The following is a 13,784-nucleotide window of genomic DNA, read 5'->3' on the forward strand; positions in this document are numbered from 1 at the left end:
TGAAAACATGGCGATGTTTCCCCAACCCTCGAGGGCAAACGGCCTGACGATGGAAGGCGCAGGCATCAAACGATGCCATGCTCCTTCAAAAGCGCCTGTTCGTCGCCTGACGCCCAGCCGAAAACTTTCGGCGCCCCATCCAGCCTCTGGACGAAGTAGTGAACATCGAAATCGATTGCGACATCCGGTTGTCGCTTGCGATCGAAGGTCGCCGTCCAGGCAACATGGGCAAGGCAATGATGGTCGTCGATGGGCGAGATACGGATGTCGCGTATCCGCATCTCCTTCGTTCCGATCGTCCGGTAGCGCTCGTAACCCTTCATCATGACCTGCTTCAAGTGGTCATCGTTCTTTCCGGTCATCACCCCGGCGGGGGAGGCGGCGATGAAGTCGGAGGCGTAGAGGGAGGCGACCTCCTCCATATCCATGTCACCCTTGAGAGACTTGTTGAAAAATCGCTCATATCGCTCGAAGAGCTTTCTTACGCTGGCCTCCATGGTCTCCTCCCTGTGCAGCCGTTCAGCAAAGTCGCCAACCGAAAAAGCCTGCCGCGGGTTCCACATCAGGCCGCAGATTATGGAGAATGCGTTTATCCGCATGCCTGCCGGTTGTTGCCGCAACTTCTGCGTGGCTTTTTTGGGGACTGTCGTTGACCTTGCCGGAAACGTGTTTGGCATTCGCCGGGCCGGATACCTAAATCGGGATCACTCCCGAAAAATGCTGAAAGCGGCGGTTTAATCGTCTCAATCGCTTCCTGCGGGTGGAATTATGCAATATCACCCCACTATGCAACGCCAGTACAAAACAGCTAGAAGCAGCGGATGACCCAGAATTCCCGGACAGAAGAAACGCTCGCCGAACTGAACCAGCCAAGCCTCTGGTCCGGTATCAACGCTTATCGTTCCGATCCGCTGATCGTCGATCTCACCTCCGGCCTGTCGCGCAATCTGAGAGACGAGTTCGACCAGCTCGGCCGTTACGTCACGTCGCATGAGGCGCAGGAACTGGCGCGCATGGCCAATCAGGGCGTGCCGCAGCTGCATACCCACGGCCCGCGCGGCGAGCGTCTGGATCAGGTGGAGTTCCACCCCGCCTGGCATGCGCTGATGCGCCGTTCCATGTCGTCAGGCCTGCATTCGAGCGTCTGGGAAAATTCTCCCGATACGCGCGGCAATGAGCACAAGGCCCGCGCCACGAAATTCTACCTGACCTCGCAACTCGAGGCCGGGCATCTTTGCCCGCTGACCATGACCAGCGCCTCCGTTGCCGCCATCATGGCTTCGCCGCGCGTGCAGAAGGAATGGGCGCCGAAGATTCTCTCGCGCAAATATGATTCCTCGCAGAAACCGGCCCTGCAGAAAACCGCCGTCACCATTGGCATGGGCATGACGGAAAAGCAGGGCGGCACGGATGTGCGCGCCAACCGCACGACGGCCGAGCGGGTGGGCGAGGGCATCTATCGCCTGTCCGGTCACAAGTGGTTCCTCTCCGCGCCGATGAGCGACGGTTTCGTCATGCTCGCCCAGATGGGCGACGGCATGGGCTGCTTCCTCGTGCCGCGTTATCTGGAGGACGGCTCGAAGAACGGCCTGCATTTCCAGCGCCTGAAGGACAAGCTCGGCAACCGCTCCAACGCATCCGCCGAAGTCGAATTCACCGATGCCTTCGGTTATCTGCTGGGCGATCCCGGCAGCGGCATCCGTACCATTCTTGACATGGTGACGCTGACGCGGCTCGATTGCGCGCTTGCCTCCGCCGGCATGATGCGCGCCTCGCTTGCCGAAGCCGTGCATTATGCCCGCGGCCGTTCTGTTTTCGGCAAGATGCTGGTCACGCAACCGATCATGACGCGCGTTCTTGCCGACATGGCGCTGGATGTGGCGGCGGCCACTGCGCTCTCCTTCCGGCTGGCGACGGCATTCGACGCTGCCCGCAACAATCCGGCCGAGGCCGCCTATGCGCGGGTGATGACGCCCATCGTGAAATACTGGTGCTGCAAGATCGCGCCGGCACTTATCTATGAGGCCATGGAGTGCCTTGGCGGCAACGGTTACGTGGAAGAGCGGCCGATTGCCCGCCACTATCGCGAAGCGCCCGTCAACGCCATCTGGGAAGGCTCCGGCAACGTCATGGCGCTGGATGTGCTGCGGGTTCTCCAGCGCGGCAAGGATCTGTTCGATCTCGTCTTCCAGACGCTGGAGCGTGATCTGGGTGCAGCCGGCAAAAAGACCACCGACGTGCTGCGCGCCGCAATCGCCCTTGCTGAGCGTGACGAGGGAGCGGCCCGCCTGCTGGTGGAGCAGTTCGCGCTTGCGGCCGCTGCCGCCGAGCTTTGCCGTCTCGGCGCCGGCAAGATTGCCGATGCCTTCCTCGAGACCCGTCTGGCTGGCGGCTGGCGGCATACTTACGGCATGCTCGATTCCCGCTTCGATCCGAATTATATAATCGATCTTCTTTATCCGCCTGCATCTTGACCGATGCATGCGGATGAAGGTTTTGCAGTCCCGGCGGGAGGGGTCTCGGATTTGAAAAACAGCAATGGCGTAAAGCGTGTTCTGATCTGTCGTGACACTTTCGCGCTTCGATGCGCGACAAGGGAAGGCGGCTGCCAATGCTGACCTTCCGTTCCGCCCGTTCCGAGGATGAAGACGCGCTCTACGCCATAAGCCTCGCCACCGGCGATGCCGGGCAGGACGCCACCGCCCTTTACAATGATGGCCGCATGGTCGGGCACATCTATTCCGTGCCCTATCTGCATCTCTGGCCCGATGCCGTTTTCGTGGCGGAGGATGAGGAAGGTGTGTGCGGTTATATCGTCGGCGCACTCGATACGGCTGTGCACGAAGAACGGCTGGAGCGGGAATGGTGGCCGCATCTGCGCAGCCTTTATCCCGATCCCGGCGGTGACCAGCAGACATGGGACGCCGACCAGCGCCGCGCCCAGTTCATCCACCATCCGCGCCGCACACCCACCTGGCTCACCGATCCGTTTCCGGCCCATATCCACATGAACCTCTTGCCGCGCACGCAGGGCAAGGGCGGCGGCACCCGGCTTCTGTCGCGCTGGCTCGATATGGCGAGACAGAACAACGTCTACGGCATCCACCTCGGCGCCAGCGAACGCAACCATGCGGGCATGCGCTTCTGGGAAACCCGTGGCTTCAAACGCCTCGAAAGCCACGAAACGCCGGGCAGCGTGTGGTTCGGCATGGCGTTGGAGTAATATTGGCAGATTATGCCAATCGGTGGTATTGGTGGACGTCGCTAATGTCTGGTGGAGGCTCCGATGCCAACGCGTAACGTCGTTCTGACACAGCATCACGAAGAGATCATAGACGAACTCGTTAAATCTGGCCGCTATCAAAATGCCAGCGAAGTGCTGCGCGAGGGCTTACGATTGATCGAAAGACGCGAGCGCCTTGAGGTGACCAGATTGGAAGCCTTGAGGGTGGCGGCGCAACAGGGCTTCGCCGACCTTGATCAAGACCGTTTTACGGATGTGGCGGAGGATGATCTCGACGACTTCATTTCCGCTCTCGGACGCGACGCTGAAGCGCGCCTTGCCAAATCTGATAAGGCATGACGAGGTATCGTCTGTCCGAAGCCGCGCAATCGGACATTATTGAAATTCTTGGATGGACCCACGCGACATTTGGGGCCGCAGCGAGAAAACGCTACGAAAAATTGCTTGTCACGGCGCTGCGTGATGTTGCGCGGGATCCGTTTCGTTCCGGAACAAGTCTCCGCCCGGAAGTGGCAGACGATGTGCGCAGCTACCATCTCCGTTACAGCCGGGAGAGGGCGAGAAGTGAAACCGGCCTGGTTAAATATCCGAGGCATCTGTTGCTGTATCGCGTGTTGAATCCCGATTTGGTGGGCATCGGTCGCATTCTTCATGATTCCATGGAAATCGAGCGGCATCTCCCGGTTGGCTATGGAGATGTCAGCGCCTGAAAATGCGTGGATGCTTTTCCGGCGCGTGCCGGAAACGGCATGGCGTACCCTTCATCCACAAGAACCTTCCGTCCATCCTCTCCGCCACGTTGTTCTTCCCTTCATGCTTTGTTAACCCGTTGAGGAAGGCCTTTCAGAAAACGGGTAGGGAATCATGCTGGCGACCGCAGAGGCGATTTCAGCCGACAGACCGGAAAAGCGCATCAAGGATCGCGCTCAGACCGAGAAGGCGATTTTTAATGCGGCGCGGTCGCTGCTTGCCGAAGAGGGATTTCAGGGTTTTGGCATCAATGCCGTTGCCCGCCGCGCCGGCTGCGACAAGCAGCTCATCTACCGTTATTTCGGTGGCCTCGATGGCCTGATCGAGGCGATCGGCGAGGACCTCGGTTCCTGGGTGAAGGATCGCATTCCGGAAGATACCGGCGGCATGTTCCTTTTGACCTATGGCGACCTCATGGAAAAGCTGGCGCTTTATTTCATGGATGCGCTGCGCAGCGATCCTCTCGTCTGCAAGATCATCGCCTGGGAAGTGTCTGACGGTTCACCGCAGGTGCGGCAACTGGCCGAAGCCCGCGCCAAATCGCTGGGCAAATGGCTGGAGCGTATGCGCGGTTCGCTGGCGGCGCCGAAGGGGGTGGATACAGCGGCGGTCAATGCCGTACTGTTCGCCGCCATTCAGCACCTCGTCATTTCCGCTGCCACCAGCGGTCAGTTCGCTGGCGTACCGCTCAAATCGGACCGGGACTGGGACAAGATCGCCACTGCCGTCAAAAGGCTGGTGCGCGGCGTTTACGGCTGAACCGGTTTCCGCAGGCGGATGGCAGTCGCGCTCGGGCCTGTGCATTAAAGAAAAATCAGTCATGTTTTCGCCGGGCCGGCAACCGCCCGGCGCAGCCGGCCGTTCACGCGATCACGTTCTTTTCCACATGCCAGCGGTCCGTCGTTAACCATAATGACAGCTTTCATTTGCCTCACCATGGCTGCCGGTCCAGTGTGGATTAACGAAATGTTAACCATGCGCAATGACTGCGCATAAGGGAGCCGCAAGTGAGCCGCTGGACAGCTTTAGGCGTCATGATGACGTTTTTTGTTATGCTGCCGTTGGATATCGACGTGCCGACGCTGAACCTCTGCCTTATGGCCGTGGTGCGCTGGGCGGTGCTTGCCGGCGTTCCCGATACGATGTTTGTGCGGGGGCAGGCGGCATGAAGTGGTTTCTGATCCTCTGGGCCGGTCCCGTCGCGCTGCTGGGCAGCTGGTACTGGCTTTCCTATTACGACATGAGCTTCGGCTTCTACATGCTCACACGCCAGACCCATGATCTGGTGTTCGAGATTTACGGCAATATTCTCGGCCTGCCGCCGGAAAGCCTGCCGCCGCTGGTGGCGCGCGCCATCGCCGTCGACAGCCTGATTGTTTTTGCGATTCTCGCCTTCCGCAAGAGAAAGCAGATTGCGGCCTGGTGGCAGGGCCGTCAGTCAGCCGCGCGGGTGAGTGCGGAAAGCCTGTCCAGCGCGCCCTGAAGAATGAAGCTTGCGGCTGCCGAATCGATGCGTTCGGCGCGCTTTGCGCGTGAGACGTCCATTTCCAGCAATGCGCGCTCCGCCGCGACCGTCGAAAGCCGCTCATCCCAGAAAATGAAGGGCAGCGCGGTTTTTTCGCCCATCGTCCGCACGAAGGCGCGCGTCGCCTGAACGCGGGGACCGGCCGAACCATCCATGTTCATCGGCAGGCCGATGATGAAGGCGAAAACTTTTTCCTTTTCGGCGAAAGCCAGTAGTACTTCCGCATCCTGCGTGAATTTCACCCGTTTGATGACGGGGCGCGGCGTTGCGAAACGCCGCGACAGGTCCGACATGGCAAGTCCGATCGTCTTCGTGCCAAGGTCGAGGCCGGCAATCGCCTGTCCCGGCTGAAGCGCCTGCGCCAGTTCCTCAATGGTAAGTGTTGCCATGTCGCGTGTTGCCTTTATCGTTTGCGGACGAATTCGGTGCGCAGCACCAGCCCCTTCACCGCATCATGTTTGCAATCGATCTCTTCCGGATTATCGGTCAGGCGGATCGACTTGATGACGGTACCCTGCTTGATGACCGTGCTGGTGCCCTTGACCTTCAAATCCTTGATCAGGGTGACGGAATCGCCATCCGCCAGTACATTGCCCGCCGCATCGCGCACTTCATTCGCACGCGCCGCTTCTGCAGCCAGTTCGGAGGCCGGTCGCCATTCACCGGTCGCCTCGTCATACACGTACTCGTCATCATTTGCGGCCATGGTCGCCTCTCTTAAATATTGGTAGTGCGGTTGTTCAGGCCGTCCTATGTCATAATATACCGGCAATACAAAGGAGAACTTCCCATGAAAATCACCTGGCTCGGCCATTCCGCCTTCCGCCTCGAAAACGGCAGCGCGAAGATCCTCATCGATCCGTTCTTCACCGGTAACCCCGGTTTTGCCGGGCAGGATGGGAAGTCGGCAGCCGAAGGCATCACCCATATTCTCCTGACCCACGGCCATGGCGACCATGTCGGCGATACCGTCCAGCTTGCCCGCGAGACAGGCGCGACCGTGCTCGCGAATGCCGATCTCGCCGCCTGGCTTTCCGCCAAGGGCGTCGCGAAGGTCGATATGGGCAATACCGGCGGCACGGTGCATTTCGACGGTTTTTCCGTCACCTTCACCAATGCGCTGCATTCCTCTGCCCAGATCACCGAAGACGGCGTCTCCCATTCGCTCGGCAATGCCAACGGTCTGATGCTGCATTTCGAAGACGGCCCGGCCGTCTATCACATGGGCGATACCGACATCTTTTCCGACATGAAGCTCATCAATGAACTGCATCAGCCGGATATCGGCCTTGTGCCGATCGGTGACCGCTTCACCATGGGCGGAGCCGTCGCCGCGCTCGCCTGCCAGCGCTTCTTCAATTTCGGCAATGTCATTCCCTGCCATTACGGTTCCTTCCCGATCATCGACCAGACGCCGGAGAAGTTCGTGGCCGGCATGGAAGGGGCGCAAGCGCGCGTCCACACGCCAAAGGCCGGCGATACGCTGTCCTTCTGACATTTTGCCCGTGCATGTCGCGAGCGTAAAACCGCGTCACTCTTTTACACGACATGCTTTCTACCGTTGCGAATGGCGGACATGGTGATTATAGCGGGTAGGAAAATTCTGACCGGAGTAGAACCATGTCCGTCGATCTCGCCACCGTAAAGCGCGTTGCGCGCCTTGCCCGTATCGCAGTCAGCGAAGAAGAAGCACAGAATATGCTTGGCCAGCTGAACGGCATACTCGGTTTCGTGGAGCAGCTTTCGGAAGTGAATGTCGACGGCGTCGAGCCGATGACCTCGGTGACCCCGGTGGACATGAAAAAACGCGCCGACGTGGTGACCGACGGCAACAAGGCGGAAGACATTGTCGCCAATGCGCCTGCGACCGACCGGGACTTCTTCATGGTCCCGAAAGTGGTCGAATAAGCCGACCGCCTCTGCCGCCCGATTTTTCCAAGATTTCGAAAGCCGTTGCCGACCATGACCGACCTGACGAGCCTGACCATTGCCGAAGCCCGCGAAAAGCTGAAGGCCAAAGAATTTTCCGCCCTCGAGCTGACCGACGCCTATCTCTCCGCCATCGATGCGGCCAACGGCGCGCTGAACGCCTATGTCGCCTTGACGCCTGAAAAGGCGCGCGACATGGCAAAAGCCTCCGACGACCGCATCGCCGCCGGCAAGGCTGGCGAGCTGGAAGGCGTTCCTCTTGGCGTGAAGGACCTGTTCGCCACCCGTGACGTGCACACGCAGGCATGTTCGCATGTTCTCGACGGCTTCAGGCCGAAATATGAATCCACCGTCACCCAGAACCTCTGGGATCAGGGCGCCGTCATGCTCGGCAAGCTCAACATGGACGAATTCGCCATGGGCTCGTCCAATGAAAGCTCCTGGTACGGCCCGGCCATCAACCCGTGGCGCGCCAATGGCTCCGACCAGAAGCTGGTGCCCGGCGGCTCCTCCGGCGGTTCCGCCGCAGCCGTGGCCGCGCATCTCTGCGCCGGCGCCACCGCAACCGATACCGGTGGTTCCATCCGCCAGCCGGCCGCCTTCACCGGCACCGTCGGCATCAAGCCCACCTATGGCCGCTGCTCGCGCTTCGGCATCGTCGCTTATGCCTCTTCGCTCGACCAGGCAGGCCCGATTGCCCGTGACGTGCGTGATGCCGCGATCCTGCTGAAGACCATGGCGAGCGTCGACGCCAAGGATACGACTTCCGTGGACCTGCCGGTGCCGGATTACGAAAAGGCCATCGGCCAGTCGCTCAAGGGCCTGAAGATCGGTATTCCGAAGGAATATCGCGTCGACGGCATGCCGGAAGAAATCGAAAAGCTCTGGGCCAAGGGCGTCGAGTGGCTGCGCGATGCCGGTGCCGAGGTCGTCGATATCTCGCTGCCGCACACCAAATACGCGCTGCCTGCCTACTACATCGTCGCGCCGGCGGAGGCCTCGTCCAACCTTGCCCGTTATGACGGCGTCCGTTACGGCCTGCGCGTCGACGGCAAGGACATTGCCGACATGTACGAAAAGAGCCGCGCCGCCGGCTTCGGCAAGGAAGTGCAGCGCCGCATCATGGTCGGCACTTATGTGCTGTCGGCCGGTTATTACGACGCCTATTACCTGAAGGCGCAGAAGGTCCGCACCCTCATCAAGCGCGACTTCGAAAACGTCTTCCACGAAGGCGTCGACGCCATTCTGGCGCCGATCACACCGTCTTCCGCCTTCGCAGTCGGTGACGAGGAACTCGCCTCCGATCCGGTGAAGATGTATCTTCAGGACGTCTTTACGATCACGGTCAACATGGCGGGTCTTCCGGGCCTCTCGGTTCCGGCCGGCCTCGACGGCAAGGGCCTGCCGCTAGGCCTTCAGCTCATCGGCAAGCCTTTCGAGGAAGAAACGCTGTTCAAGACGGCGCATGCCATCGAGCAGGCAGCCGGCAAGTTCACCCCCGCCAAATGGTGGTGAAAAGCCTAAAGCTACGAGACATGAACGAAGCCGACCGCGATGCGGTCGGCTTCGTCGGTTTTGCGGCATGGCGTTCCGGTGACGCCTTCGACGACAGCTATCTCGATCCTGATGTAATCGAGCGGGTGAGGGGCGAATTCGAGAGTTTCGCCAAGTCTCCGACCGGTGATATTGTCGTCGCTGAAATGGACGGCGTTGTTGCCGGCTGGGGAGCGTGCGATACGGCACCGCATCACATTTCCGATCTCTGGGTGGACCCGAACTGGCAGGGCAAGGGGATCGGCAAAGCCCTGATCCTTCATTTTCTCGACAGAATGCGCGCGCAAGGCGTGCCGCTTGCCACCATCGACACCCATGCCAGAAACCGCGCAGCCATCGGCCTTTACGAGCGTTGCGGATTTGAGATCGTCTGGCGCGGCATGGAATGGTCCGACATCATGAAAGTCGAACTCGAGAAGGTGAAGCTAGAGCGCAGGCTCTCGCCATAACCCGCTCTTACGGCCGCAGCGGCTTCTCGGCGAAATGCCGGGCGACAGCACTGCCGCCGCCCGGTTGATTTATCGATTGTCCAGCTCACCTCGCACGAGTTCCAGCCCGCGCGTCGTGATGCGGTAGGGTTTGCCGCCCGAGGAGGCGATGGCTCTCTTCCGTTTCAGCTTGCGGAAGGTGAGGAGATCGAGGCCGCTGAAAATCCAGCCGTCACGCGTGTAGAGCGCGAGTTTTTCGATTTTGTGGGCGTCGTCTCGAACGAGTTCAATTCTGCCGCCTTGGGCGAGCAGGTGAAGAATGCGCTGTTCGGCGCGGGAAATGTCCATTTTTGGAAGTCCGGTCGGCGTCATATAGACGCGTGAAAGCAAATCCGGGTGCCGTTAAGGCATCCGGCTCGGTTTCAGCATGGCCCGGCGCGCAAGAAACTTGCGGGCAGGGCCTTTACCGGGACTCCGATTGAGCGAACATAAAAACTCCGTTCTTGCTCCTTTTGGGTAGCGGGCAAAGCCGAGGCGGTCAAGTCCCGCCAGGCGCGAGAAAACCACGCTGGTCGAATCGCGCCGGCAATGGTTTAATTTCAACGGCCATGGAGGGCGCGGCTTGATCGTCATTCGCAATGCGCATGAGCAGGAAGCGGAGGTTCTGGCGGCCATCGGCCTCAGGGCATGGCGACAGGCAACCGCGGCTCTCGGCATCACCCCGACCCTTTACGACAATGCGGCCAGCGCCTTTTCCAATTTTACCCGCTCGTCATGGCTGGCGATCAGGGTGGCGGAGTTTGGCGGCTCGGTTGCCGGATGGGCGGCGCGGGAGCATTTCGACGAGACGATTTCCGATTTCTGGATCGATCCTGATTTTCAGCGCCGGCGGGTTGGCACCCACCTGTTGGGCGATGTCGAAAGGCTGATAGAGGACAGGGGGTTCGAGACCATCCGGCTTGAAACCCATGCCCAGAATGAGCCAGCCGTCGCCTTTTTCCGCCACCATGGCTATAGCGTCCGCTGGCTCTCCGTCTCCTATGCGCCGAAGCTCGACCGCGAAGTGCAGTCGGTAGGCCTGCAGAAGCAATTGGCCGAGGTCGAGAGCGGTCTTTATGGGCCGGCTTTCTAAGACAGAGTTTGCAAAGCCTCCACCAGCCGCATCGGCCAATCCGGCATGATGGCGAGCGATGCGACAAGGCCTAGCTGCAATATCACAATCGATATCAGGATACTGCGGAACGGTTCCTTGCGTGTTTTATGCCGCAGCAGCCGTTGTGCCGAGATTGCGCCCAGGCTGCCGCCGATGAGCGCAAGCGATAACAGCGTGCTTTCCCGGATGCGCCATCCGCCATTTCTCGCTGCTTCCTTGTCCCACCAATAGACAAGAAAGACGAAAAGATTGAAGGCGATATAGGTTATGAAACAGAAAGCGACCGTCACCATGACGTGAATTGAAACCGGGAAGCGTAAAAAACGCGTATCCTGTGTCGGCGAAAATCCCGGGCCTGGCGTGAGAGGGTGCAAGATGTCTTGCGCCCGCGCTCCATTTGTTCTACCCACCAAGGCCAAAGAACCCGTATATCGTGAGCTTCAGATGACCCTTGTAGACGTGCGCACCCCCGACCCGAAACGCTTCATTCCCGGCGCCACCGGCGATTGGGAAATCGTGATCGGCATGGAGGTGCATGCGCAGGTTCTCTCCAATTCCAAGCTGTTTTCCGGTGCTTCGACCACTTTCGGCAATGCGCCGAATTCCAACGTGTCGCTGGTGGATGCCGCCATGCCCGGCATGCTGCCCGTGATCAACGAGGAATGCGTGAAGCAGGCGGTGCGCACCGGTCTCGGCCTGAAGGCGAAGATCAACCATCGCTCGATCTTCGACCGCAAGAACTACTTCTATCCGGATCTGCCGCAGGGCTACCAGATTTCGCAGTTCAAGGACCCGATCGTCGGTGAGGGCACCATCACCATTTCCCTCGGCCCGGACCGTCAGGGCAATTTCGAAGATATCGAGATCGGCATCGAGCGTCTGCATCTGGAGCAGGACGCCGGCAAGTCCATGCACGACCAGCACCCGACCATGTCCTTCGTGGATTTGAACCGTTCGGGCGTGGCGCTGATGGAAATCGTCTCCAAGCCGGACATGCGCTCGTCGGACGAAGCCAAGGCCTATCTCACCAAGCTGCGTTCCATCGTGCGTTATCTCGGCACCTGCGACGGCAACATGGATGAAGGCTCGATGCGCGCCGACGTCAACGTCTCCGTGCGCCGTCCGGGCGAAGGTTTCGGCACGCGCTGCGAAATCAAGAACGTCAATTCCATCCGCTTCGTCGGTCAGGCCATCGAATATGAGGCGCGCCGCCAGGTCGCCATTCTGGAAGATGGCGGCGTCATCGATCAGGAAACCCGCCTGTTCGATCCCGGCAAGGGCGAGACGCGGTCCATGCGCTCGAAGGAAGATGCGCATGATTACCGTTATTTCCCCGATCCGGACCTCTTGCCGCTCGAATTCGACGATGCCTTTGTCGAGGCGCTGAAGGTCGATCTGCCGGAACTGCCGGACGACAAGAAGGCCCGTTTCGTGGCCGATCTTGGCCTGTCGGTCTATGACGCCTCGATCCTCGTTTCGGAAAAGGCGATTGCCGATTATTACGAGGCCGTCGCCGCCGGCCGCGATGCGAAGGCCGCCGCCAACTGGGTCATCAACGATCTGCTCGGCGCGCTCAACAAGTTCGGCAAGGATATCGAGACGACGCCGGTTTCGCCGGAACAGCTCGGCGGTATCATCGATCTCATCAAGGCCGAAACCATTTCGGGCAAGATCGCCAAGGACCTGTTTGAGATCGTCTGGAACGAGGGCGGCAACCCCGCGGAAATCGTCGAGGCGCGCGGCATGAAGCAGGTGACCGATACCGGCGCCATCGAAAAGGCCGTGGACGAGATCATCGCCGCCAACCCGGATCAGGTCGAGAAGGTGAAGGCAAAGCCGACGCTTGCCGGCTGGTTCGTCGGTCAGGTCATGAAAGCGACGGGCGGCAAGGCTAACCCGCAGGCGGTGCAGGCGCTGGTGAAGGCCAAGCTCGGTATCGAGGAAGAGTAAGCGGAGTTTGCCTCGTGCCCCGAAAGAGGCATTGAGGCAGAAAGCTCTCATCCGTCATCCTCGGGCTTGTCCCGAGGATCTAACGACCCACAAGGTCCAACGTGCTCAGATCCTCGGGACAGGCCCGAGGATGACGTCGGGTACGAGGGACTGACATCACTTCTGCCGGGATCAACGCCCGGCATTTCTGTTTCAAGACGGAGCCCAATCATGTTCTTCATCCGCACGGCAAGCCTGCGTGACATCGAGCCGGTGCGCACCCTGCTCGCCACGACGTGGCACGCGACCTATGATGCGATCTACGGCGTGGACAAGGTGAACCAGTTGATCCTTGCATGGCATTCGCCGCAGGCCATGAAGGACCGCATCGAGAAAAAGGGCGGCGAGTTTCTGGTGGCTGACGACGGCAAGCGGATCGGCGGCATGGCCTATGGTTCCATGTCCACTAAAATGGCGAAAACGGCCCTGCTGCACCAGCTCTATGTCGCGCCCGACCTCCAGCGGCAGGGCATCGGCCGCGATCTTTTCGCGGAACTCGAAACCTGTTTTCCGGATGCGGAAATCATGCGGTTGGAAGTCGAGCCTAAAAATACTGTCGCAATCGCCTTTTATGAAGGCGTCGGATTTGTCGAGGTGGACCGAATCGAGCGCATGGCCGGCATCGAGGGTTTACCCGGCATCGTTATGGAAAAGAGCCTGACCCGATGAATGCGACATTGCAGAAGCTGATCATCCGTACGGCGCGCGAAGACGATCTTCCGGCTCTCGCCGCCATTTTTGCCGCTGACGAGATTGGCGGTCACGGCGATACCGCGGAGGAATCGGCGCAGCCGGACTATCTCGCGGCCTTCCGCGCTATCGAAGCGTCGCCGAGCGAAACGCTCTATGTGGCGGAACTGGATGGCGAGGTGGTCGGCACCTTTCAGACGGCGATCCTGACCAAGCTCGTCGGGCGAGGGGCAAAGTCCATGGTGATCGAGGCGGTGCAGACCCGCGCCGACATGCGCGGTCGCGGCATCGGTGCGGTGATGATCAATCATTGCCTGGAAGAAGCCCGCCGGCAAGGCCTGAACGCCGCGCAGCTGACGTCCAACATGGCCCGGCTGGACGCTCACCGCTTCTACGAGCGGCTGGGTTTCGAGAAGCGGCATTTAGGCTTCAGGATGAAGCTGAAATAGCGCGGATATATCTCGAAATGCTGGACAATTGCCGTGAGGGGCGGCATAAGCATGTCTTGTGCCGTGCACGGAA

General features: G+C 60.0%; 20 protein-coding genes. 15 read left to right on the forward strand and 5 right to left on the reverse strand.

Going from position 1 to position 13,784, the window contains the following annotated elements; translation table 11 throughout:
• Window positions 1-65: 65 nt before the first annotated feature.
• Window positions 66-497, reverse strand: coding sequence for a DUF6841 family protein (locus CFBP4996_RS04905; protein WP_080853180.1), 432 nt, complete (start codon window positions 495-497; stop codon window positions 66-68).
• Between the two features lie 324 nt (window positions 498-821).
• Here CFBP4996_RS04905 and CFBP4996_RS04910 point away from each other — a divergent pair, with 324 nt between their 5' ends.
• The 7 genes from CFBP4996_RS04910 (at window position 822) to CFBP4996_RS04940 (ending at window position 5,477) form a co-directional block, all read left to right on the forward strand.
• Window positions 822-2,474 carry an acyl-CoA dehydrogenase family protein gene (locus CFBP4996_RS04910; protein WP_020808932.1) on the forward strand — a complete coding sequence of 551 codons (1,653 nt, stop codon included), beginning with the start codon at window positions 822-824 and terminating at the stop codon, window positions 2,472-2,474.
• 137 nt (window positions 2,475-2,611) lie between these two features.
• Window positions 2,612-3,223 carry a GNAT family N-acetyltransferase gene (locus tag CFBP4996_RS04915; RefSeq protein WP_080852193.1) on the forward strand — a complete coding sequence of 204 codons (612 nt, stop codon included), beginning with the start codon at window positions 2,612-2,614 and terminating at the stop codon, window positions 3,221-3,223.
• Window positions 3,224-3,286: 63 nt separating this feature from the next.
• Window positions 3,287-3,583 carry a type II toxin-antitoxin system ParD family antitoxin gene (locus CFBP4996_RS04920; protein WP_080852191.1) on the forward strand — a complete coding sequence of 99 codons (297 nt, stop codon included), beginning with the start codon at window positions 3,287-3,289 and terminating at the stop codon, window positions 3,581-3,583.
• Window positions 3,580-3,954 carry a type II toxin-antitoxin system RelE/ParE family toxin gene (locus CFBP4996_RS04925; RefSeq protein WP_080852190.1) on the forward strand — a complete coding sequence of 125 codons (375 nt, stop codon included), beginning with the start codon at window positions 3,580-3,582 and terminating at the stop codon, window positions 3,952-3,954. Before CFBP4996_RS04920 ends, CFBP4996_RS04925 begins: the two co-directional genes overlap by 4 nt.
• A 154-nt stretch (window positions 3,955-4,108) precedes the next feature.
• Complete coding sequence (locus tag CFBP4996_RS04930; RefSeq protein WP_003521480.1) at window positions 4,109-4,753, forward strand: TetR/AcrR family transcriptional regulator; 645 nt, start codon at window positions 4,109-4,111, stop codon at window positions 4,751-4,753.
• 278 nt (window positions 4,754-5,031) lie between these two features.
• The gene (locus CFBP4996_RS04935; RefSeq protein WP_279511113.1) at window positions 5,032-5,163 is read left to right on the forward strand and encodes a hypothetical protein; all 132 of its coding nucleotides are present in this window, start codon (window positions 5,032-5,034) and stop codon (window positions 5,161-5,163) included.
• Window positions 5,160-5,477, forward strand: coding sequence for a DUF6105 family protein (locus tag CFBP4996_RS04940; RefSeq protein WP_003521478.1), 318 nt, complete (start codon window positions 5,160-5,162; stop codon window positions 5,475-5,477). Before CFBP4996_RS04935 ends, CFBP4996_RS04940 begins: the two co-directional genes overlap by 4 nt.
• Here the strand turns inward: CFBP4996_RS04940 and ruvX are convergent.
• Together ruvX and CFBP4996_RS04950 are read right to left on the reverse strand one after the other, a co-directional pair.
• A complete protein-coding gene (gene ruvX / locus CFBP4996_RS04945; protein WP_003521476.1) occupies window positions 5,429-5,908 on the reverse strand; it encodes a Holliday junction resolvase RuvX in 480 nt (159 codons plus the stop codon). The genes CFBP4996_RS04940 and ruvX overlap by 49 nt on opposite strands.
• Before the next feature lie 14 nt (window positions 5,909-5,922).
• Entirely contained in the window at window positions 5,923-6,225 is a 303-nt protein-coding gene (locus CFBP4996_RS04950) for an alkylphosphonate utilization protein (protein WP_003521474.1), read from the reverse strand.
• Between the two features lie 84 nt (window positions 6,226-6,309).
• Between CFBP4996_RS04950 and CFBP4996_RS04955 the strand changes: the two genes are divergently transcribed.
• The 4 genes from CFBP4996_RS04955 to CFBP4996_RS04970 all read left to right on the forward strand — a co-directional run bounded on the left by CFBP4996_RS04955 (window position 6,310) and on the right by CFBP4996_RS04970 (window position 9,451).
• Window positions 6,310-7,014, forward strand: coding sequence for a metal-dependent hydrolase (locus CFBP4996_RS04955; RefSeq protein ID WP_080852189.1), 705 nt, complete (start codon window positions 6,310-6,312; stop codon window positions 7,012-7,014).
• Between the two features lie 125 nt (window positions 7,015-7,139).
• A complete protein-coding gene (gene gatC / locus CFBP4996_RS04960) occupies window positions 7,140-7,427 on the forward strand; it encodes an Asp-tRNA(Asn)/Glu-tRNA(Gln) amidotransferase subunit GatC (protein ID WP_003521472.1) in 288 nt (95 codons plus the stop codon).
• Between the two features lie 54 nt (window positions 7,428-7,481).
• Window positions 7,482-8,963 (forward strand): Asp-tRNA(Asn)/Glu-tRNA(Gln) amidotransferase subunit GatA, encoded by a 1,482-nt coding sequence (gene gatA / locus CFBP4996_RS04965; protein WP_080852188.1) that lies wholly within the window; start codon window positions 7,482-7,484, stop codon window positions 8,961-8,963.
• A gap of 20 nt (window positions 8,964-8,983) precedes the next feature.
• A complete protein-coding gene (locus CFBP4996_RS04970) occupies window positions 8,984-9,451 on the forward strand; it encodes a GNAT family N-acetyltransferase (RefSeq protein ID WP_080852187.1) in 468 nt (155 codons plus the stop codon).
• Between the two features lie 69 nt (window positions 9,452-9,520).
• Here the strand turns inward: CFBP4996_RS04970 and CFBP4996_RS04975 are convergent, their stop codons facing one another.
• Window positions 9,521-9,778: a YjhX family toxin gene (locus CFBP4996_RS04975; RefSeq protein ID WP_003521470.1), complete on the reverse strand. Its 258-nt coding sequence runs from the start codon at window positions 9,776-9,778 to the stop codon at window positions 9,521-9,523.
• A 274-nt stretch (window positions 9,779-10,052) separates the two neighbouring features.
• On the opposite strand from CFBP4996_RS04975, the gene CFBP4996_RS04980 reads away from it, so the two are divergent.
• The gene (locus CFBP4996_RS04980; protein WP_035238364.1) at window positions 10,053-10,562 is read left to right on the forward strand and encodes a GNAT family N-acetyltransferase; all 510 of its coding nucleotides are present in this window, start codon (window positions 10,053-10,055) and stop codon (window positions 10,560-10,562) included.
• Here CFBP4996_RS04980 and CFBP4996_RS04985 read toward each other — a convergent pair.
• A complete protein-coding gene (locus tag CFBP4996_RS04985) occupies window positions 10,559-10,876 on the reverse strand; it encodes a DUF1294 domain-containing protein (RefSeq protein WP_162935988.1) in 318 nt (105 codons plus the stop codon). The two genes, CFBP4996_RS04980 and CFBP4996_RS04985, sit on opposite strands and share 4 nt — an antisense overlap.
• A 151-nt stretch (window positions 10,877-11,027) precedes the next feature.
• Here CFBP4996_RS04985 and gatB point away from each other — a divergent pair, with 151 nt between their 5' ends.
• The 3 genes from gatB to CFBP4996_RS05000 all read left to right on the forward strand — a co-directional run bounded on the left by gatB (window position 11,028) and on the right by CFBP4996_RS05000 (window position 13,711).
• A complete protein-coding gene (gene gatB, locus CFBP4996_RS04990) occupies window positions 11,028-12,533 on the forward strand; it encodes an Asp-tRNA(Asn)/Glu-tRNA(Gln) amidotransferase subunit GatB (RefSeq protein WP_080853179.1) in 1,506 nt (501 codons plus the stop codon).
• Window positions 12,534-12,743: 210 nt separating this feature from the next.
• Window positions 12,744-13,241: a GNAT family N-acetyltransferase gene (locus CFBP4996_RS04995; protein ID WP_003521465.1), complete on the forward strand. Its 498-nt coding sequence runs from the start codon at window positions 12,744-12,746 to the stop codon at window positions 13,239-13,241.
• Window positions 13,238-13,711 carry a GNAT family N-acetyltransferase gene (locus tag CFBP4996_RS05000; RefSeq protein WP_080852184.1) on the forward strand — a complete coding sequence of 158 codons (474 nt, stop codon included), beginning with the start codon at window positions 13,238-13,240 and terminating at the stop codon, window positions 13,709-13,711. Before CFBP4996_RS04995 ends, CFBP4996_RS05000 begins: the two co-directional genes overlap by 4 nt.
• The last annotated feature ends 73 nt before the right edge of the window (window positions 13,712-13,784 follow it).

It is taken from the genome of Agrobacterium leguminum (assembly GCF_005144435.2).
In the GTDB taxonomy this organism is placed as follows: Bacteria; Pseudomonadota; Alphaproteobacteria; order Rhizobiales; family Rhizobiaceae; genus Agrobacterium; species Agrobacterium leguminum.

Excerpts from the sequence above, each read along its gene's own strand:
- CFBP4996_RS04940 (WP_003521478.1), top strand. The coding sequence starts at position 5,160 with ATGAAGTGGTTTCTGATCCTCTGGGCCGGTCCCGTCGCGCTGCTGGGC.
- CFBP4996_RS04970 (WP_080852187.1), top strand. The coding sequence starts at position 8,984 with ATGAACGAAGCCGACCGCGATGCGGTCGGCTTCGTCGGTTTTGCGGCA.
- CFBP4996_RS04935 (WP_279511113.1), top strand. The coding sequence starts at position 5,032 with ATGACGTTTTTTGTTATGCTGCCGTTGGATATCGACGTGCCGACGCTG.
- CFBP4996_RS04950 (WP_003521474.1), bottom strand. The coding sequence starts at position 6,225 with ATGGCCGCAAATGATGACGAGTACGTGTATGACGAGGCGACCGGTGAA.
- CFBP4996_RS04915 (WP_080852193.1), top strand. The coding sequence starts at position 2,612 with ATGCTGACCTTCCGTTCCGCCCGTTCCGAGGATGAAGACGCGCTCTAC.
- CFBP4996_RS04995 (WP_003521465.1), top strand. The coding sequence starts at position 12,744 with ATGTTCTTCATCCGCACGGCAAGCCTGCGTGACATCGAGCCGGTGCGC.
- CFBP4996_RS04920 (WP_080852191.1), top strand. The coding sequence starts at position 3,287 with ATGCCAACGCGTAACGTCGTTCTGACACAGCATCACGAAGAGATCATA.
- CFBP4996_RS04910 (WP_020808932.1), top strand. The coding sequence starts at position 822 with ATGACCCAGAATTCCCGGACAGAAGAAACGCTCGCCGAACTGAACCAG.
- CFBP4996_RS05000 (WP_080852184.1), top strand. The coding sequence starts at position 13,238 with ATGAATGCGACATTGCAGAAGCTGATCATCCGTACGGCGCGCGAAGAC.
- CFBP4996_RS04925 (WP_080852190.1), top strand. The coding sequence starts at position 3,580 with ATGACGAGGTATCGTCTGTCCGAAGCCGCGCAATCGGACATTATTGAA.
- CFBP4996_RS04905 (WP_080853180.1), bottom strand. The coding sequence starts at position 497 with ATGGAGGCCAGCGTAAGAAAGCTCTTCGAGCGATATGAGCGATTTTTC.
- gatB (WP_080853179.1), top strand. The coding sequence starts at position 11,028 with ATGACCCTTGTAGACGTGCGCACCCCCGACCCGAAACGCTTCATTCCC.
- gatC (WP_003521472.1), top strand. The coding sequence starts at position 7,140 with ATGTCCGTCGATCTCGCCACCGTAAAGCGCGTTGCGCGCCTTGCCCGT.
- CFBP4996_RS04955 (WP_080852189.1), top strand. The coding sequence starts at position 6,310 with ATGAAAATCACCTGGCTCGGCCATTCCGCCTTCCGCCTCGAAAACGGC.
- CFBP4996_RS04975 (WP_003521470.1), bottom strand. The coding sequence starts at position 9,778 with ATGGACATTTCCCGCGCCGAACAGCGCATTCTTCACCTGCTCGCCCAA.
- CFBP4996_RS04985 (WP_162935988.1), bottom strand. The coding sequence starts at position 10,876 with ATGGTGACGGTCGCTTTCTGTTTCATAACCTATATCGCCTTCAATCTT.
- CFBP4996_RS04930 (WP_003521480.1), top strand. The coding sequence starts at position 4,109 with ATGCTGGCGACCGCAGAGGCGATTTCAGCCGACAGACCGGAAAAGCGC.
- ruvX (WP_003521476.1), bottom strand. The coding sequence starts at position 5,908 with ATGGCAACACTTACCATTGAGGAACTGGCGCAGGCGCTTCAGCCGGGA.
- gatA (WP_080852188.1), top strand. The coding sequence starts at position 7,482 with ATGACCGACCTGACGAGCCTGACCATTGCCGAAGCCCGCGAAAAGCTG.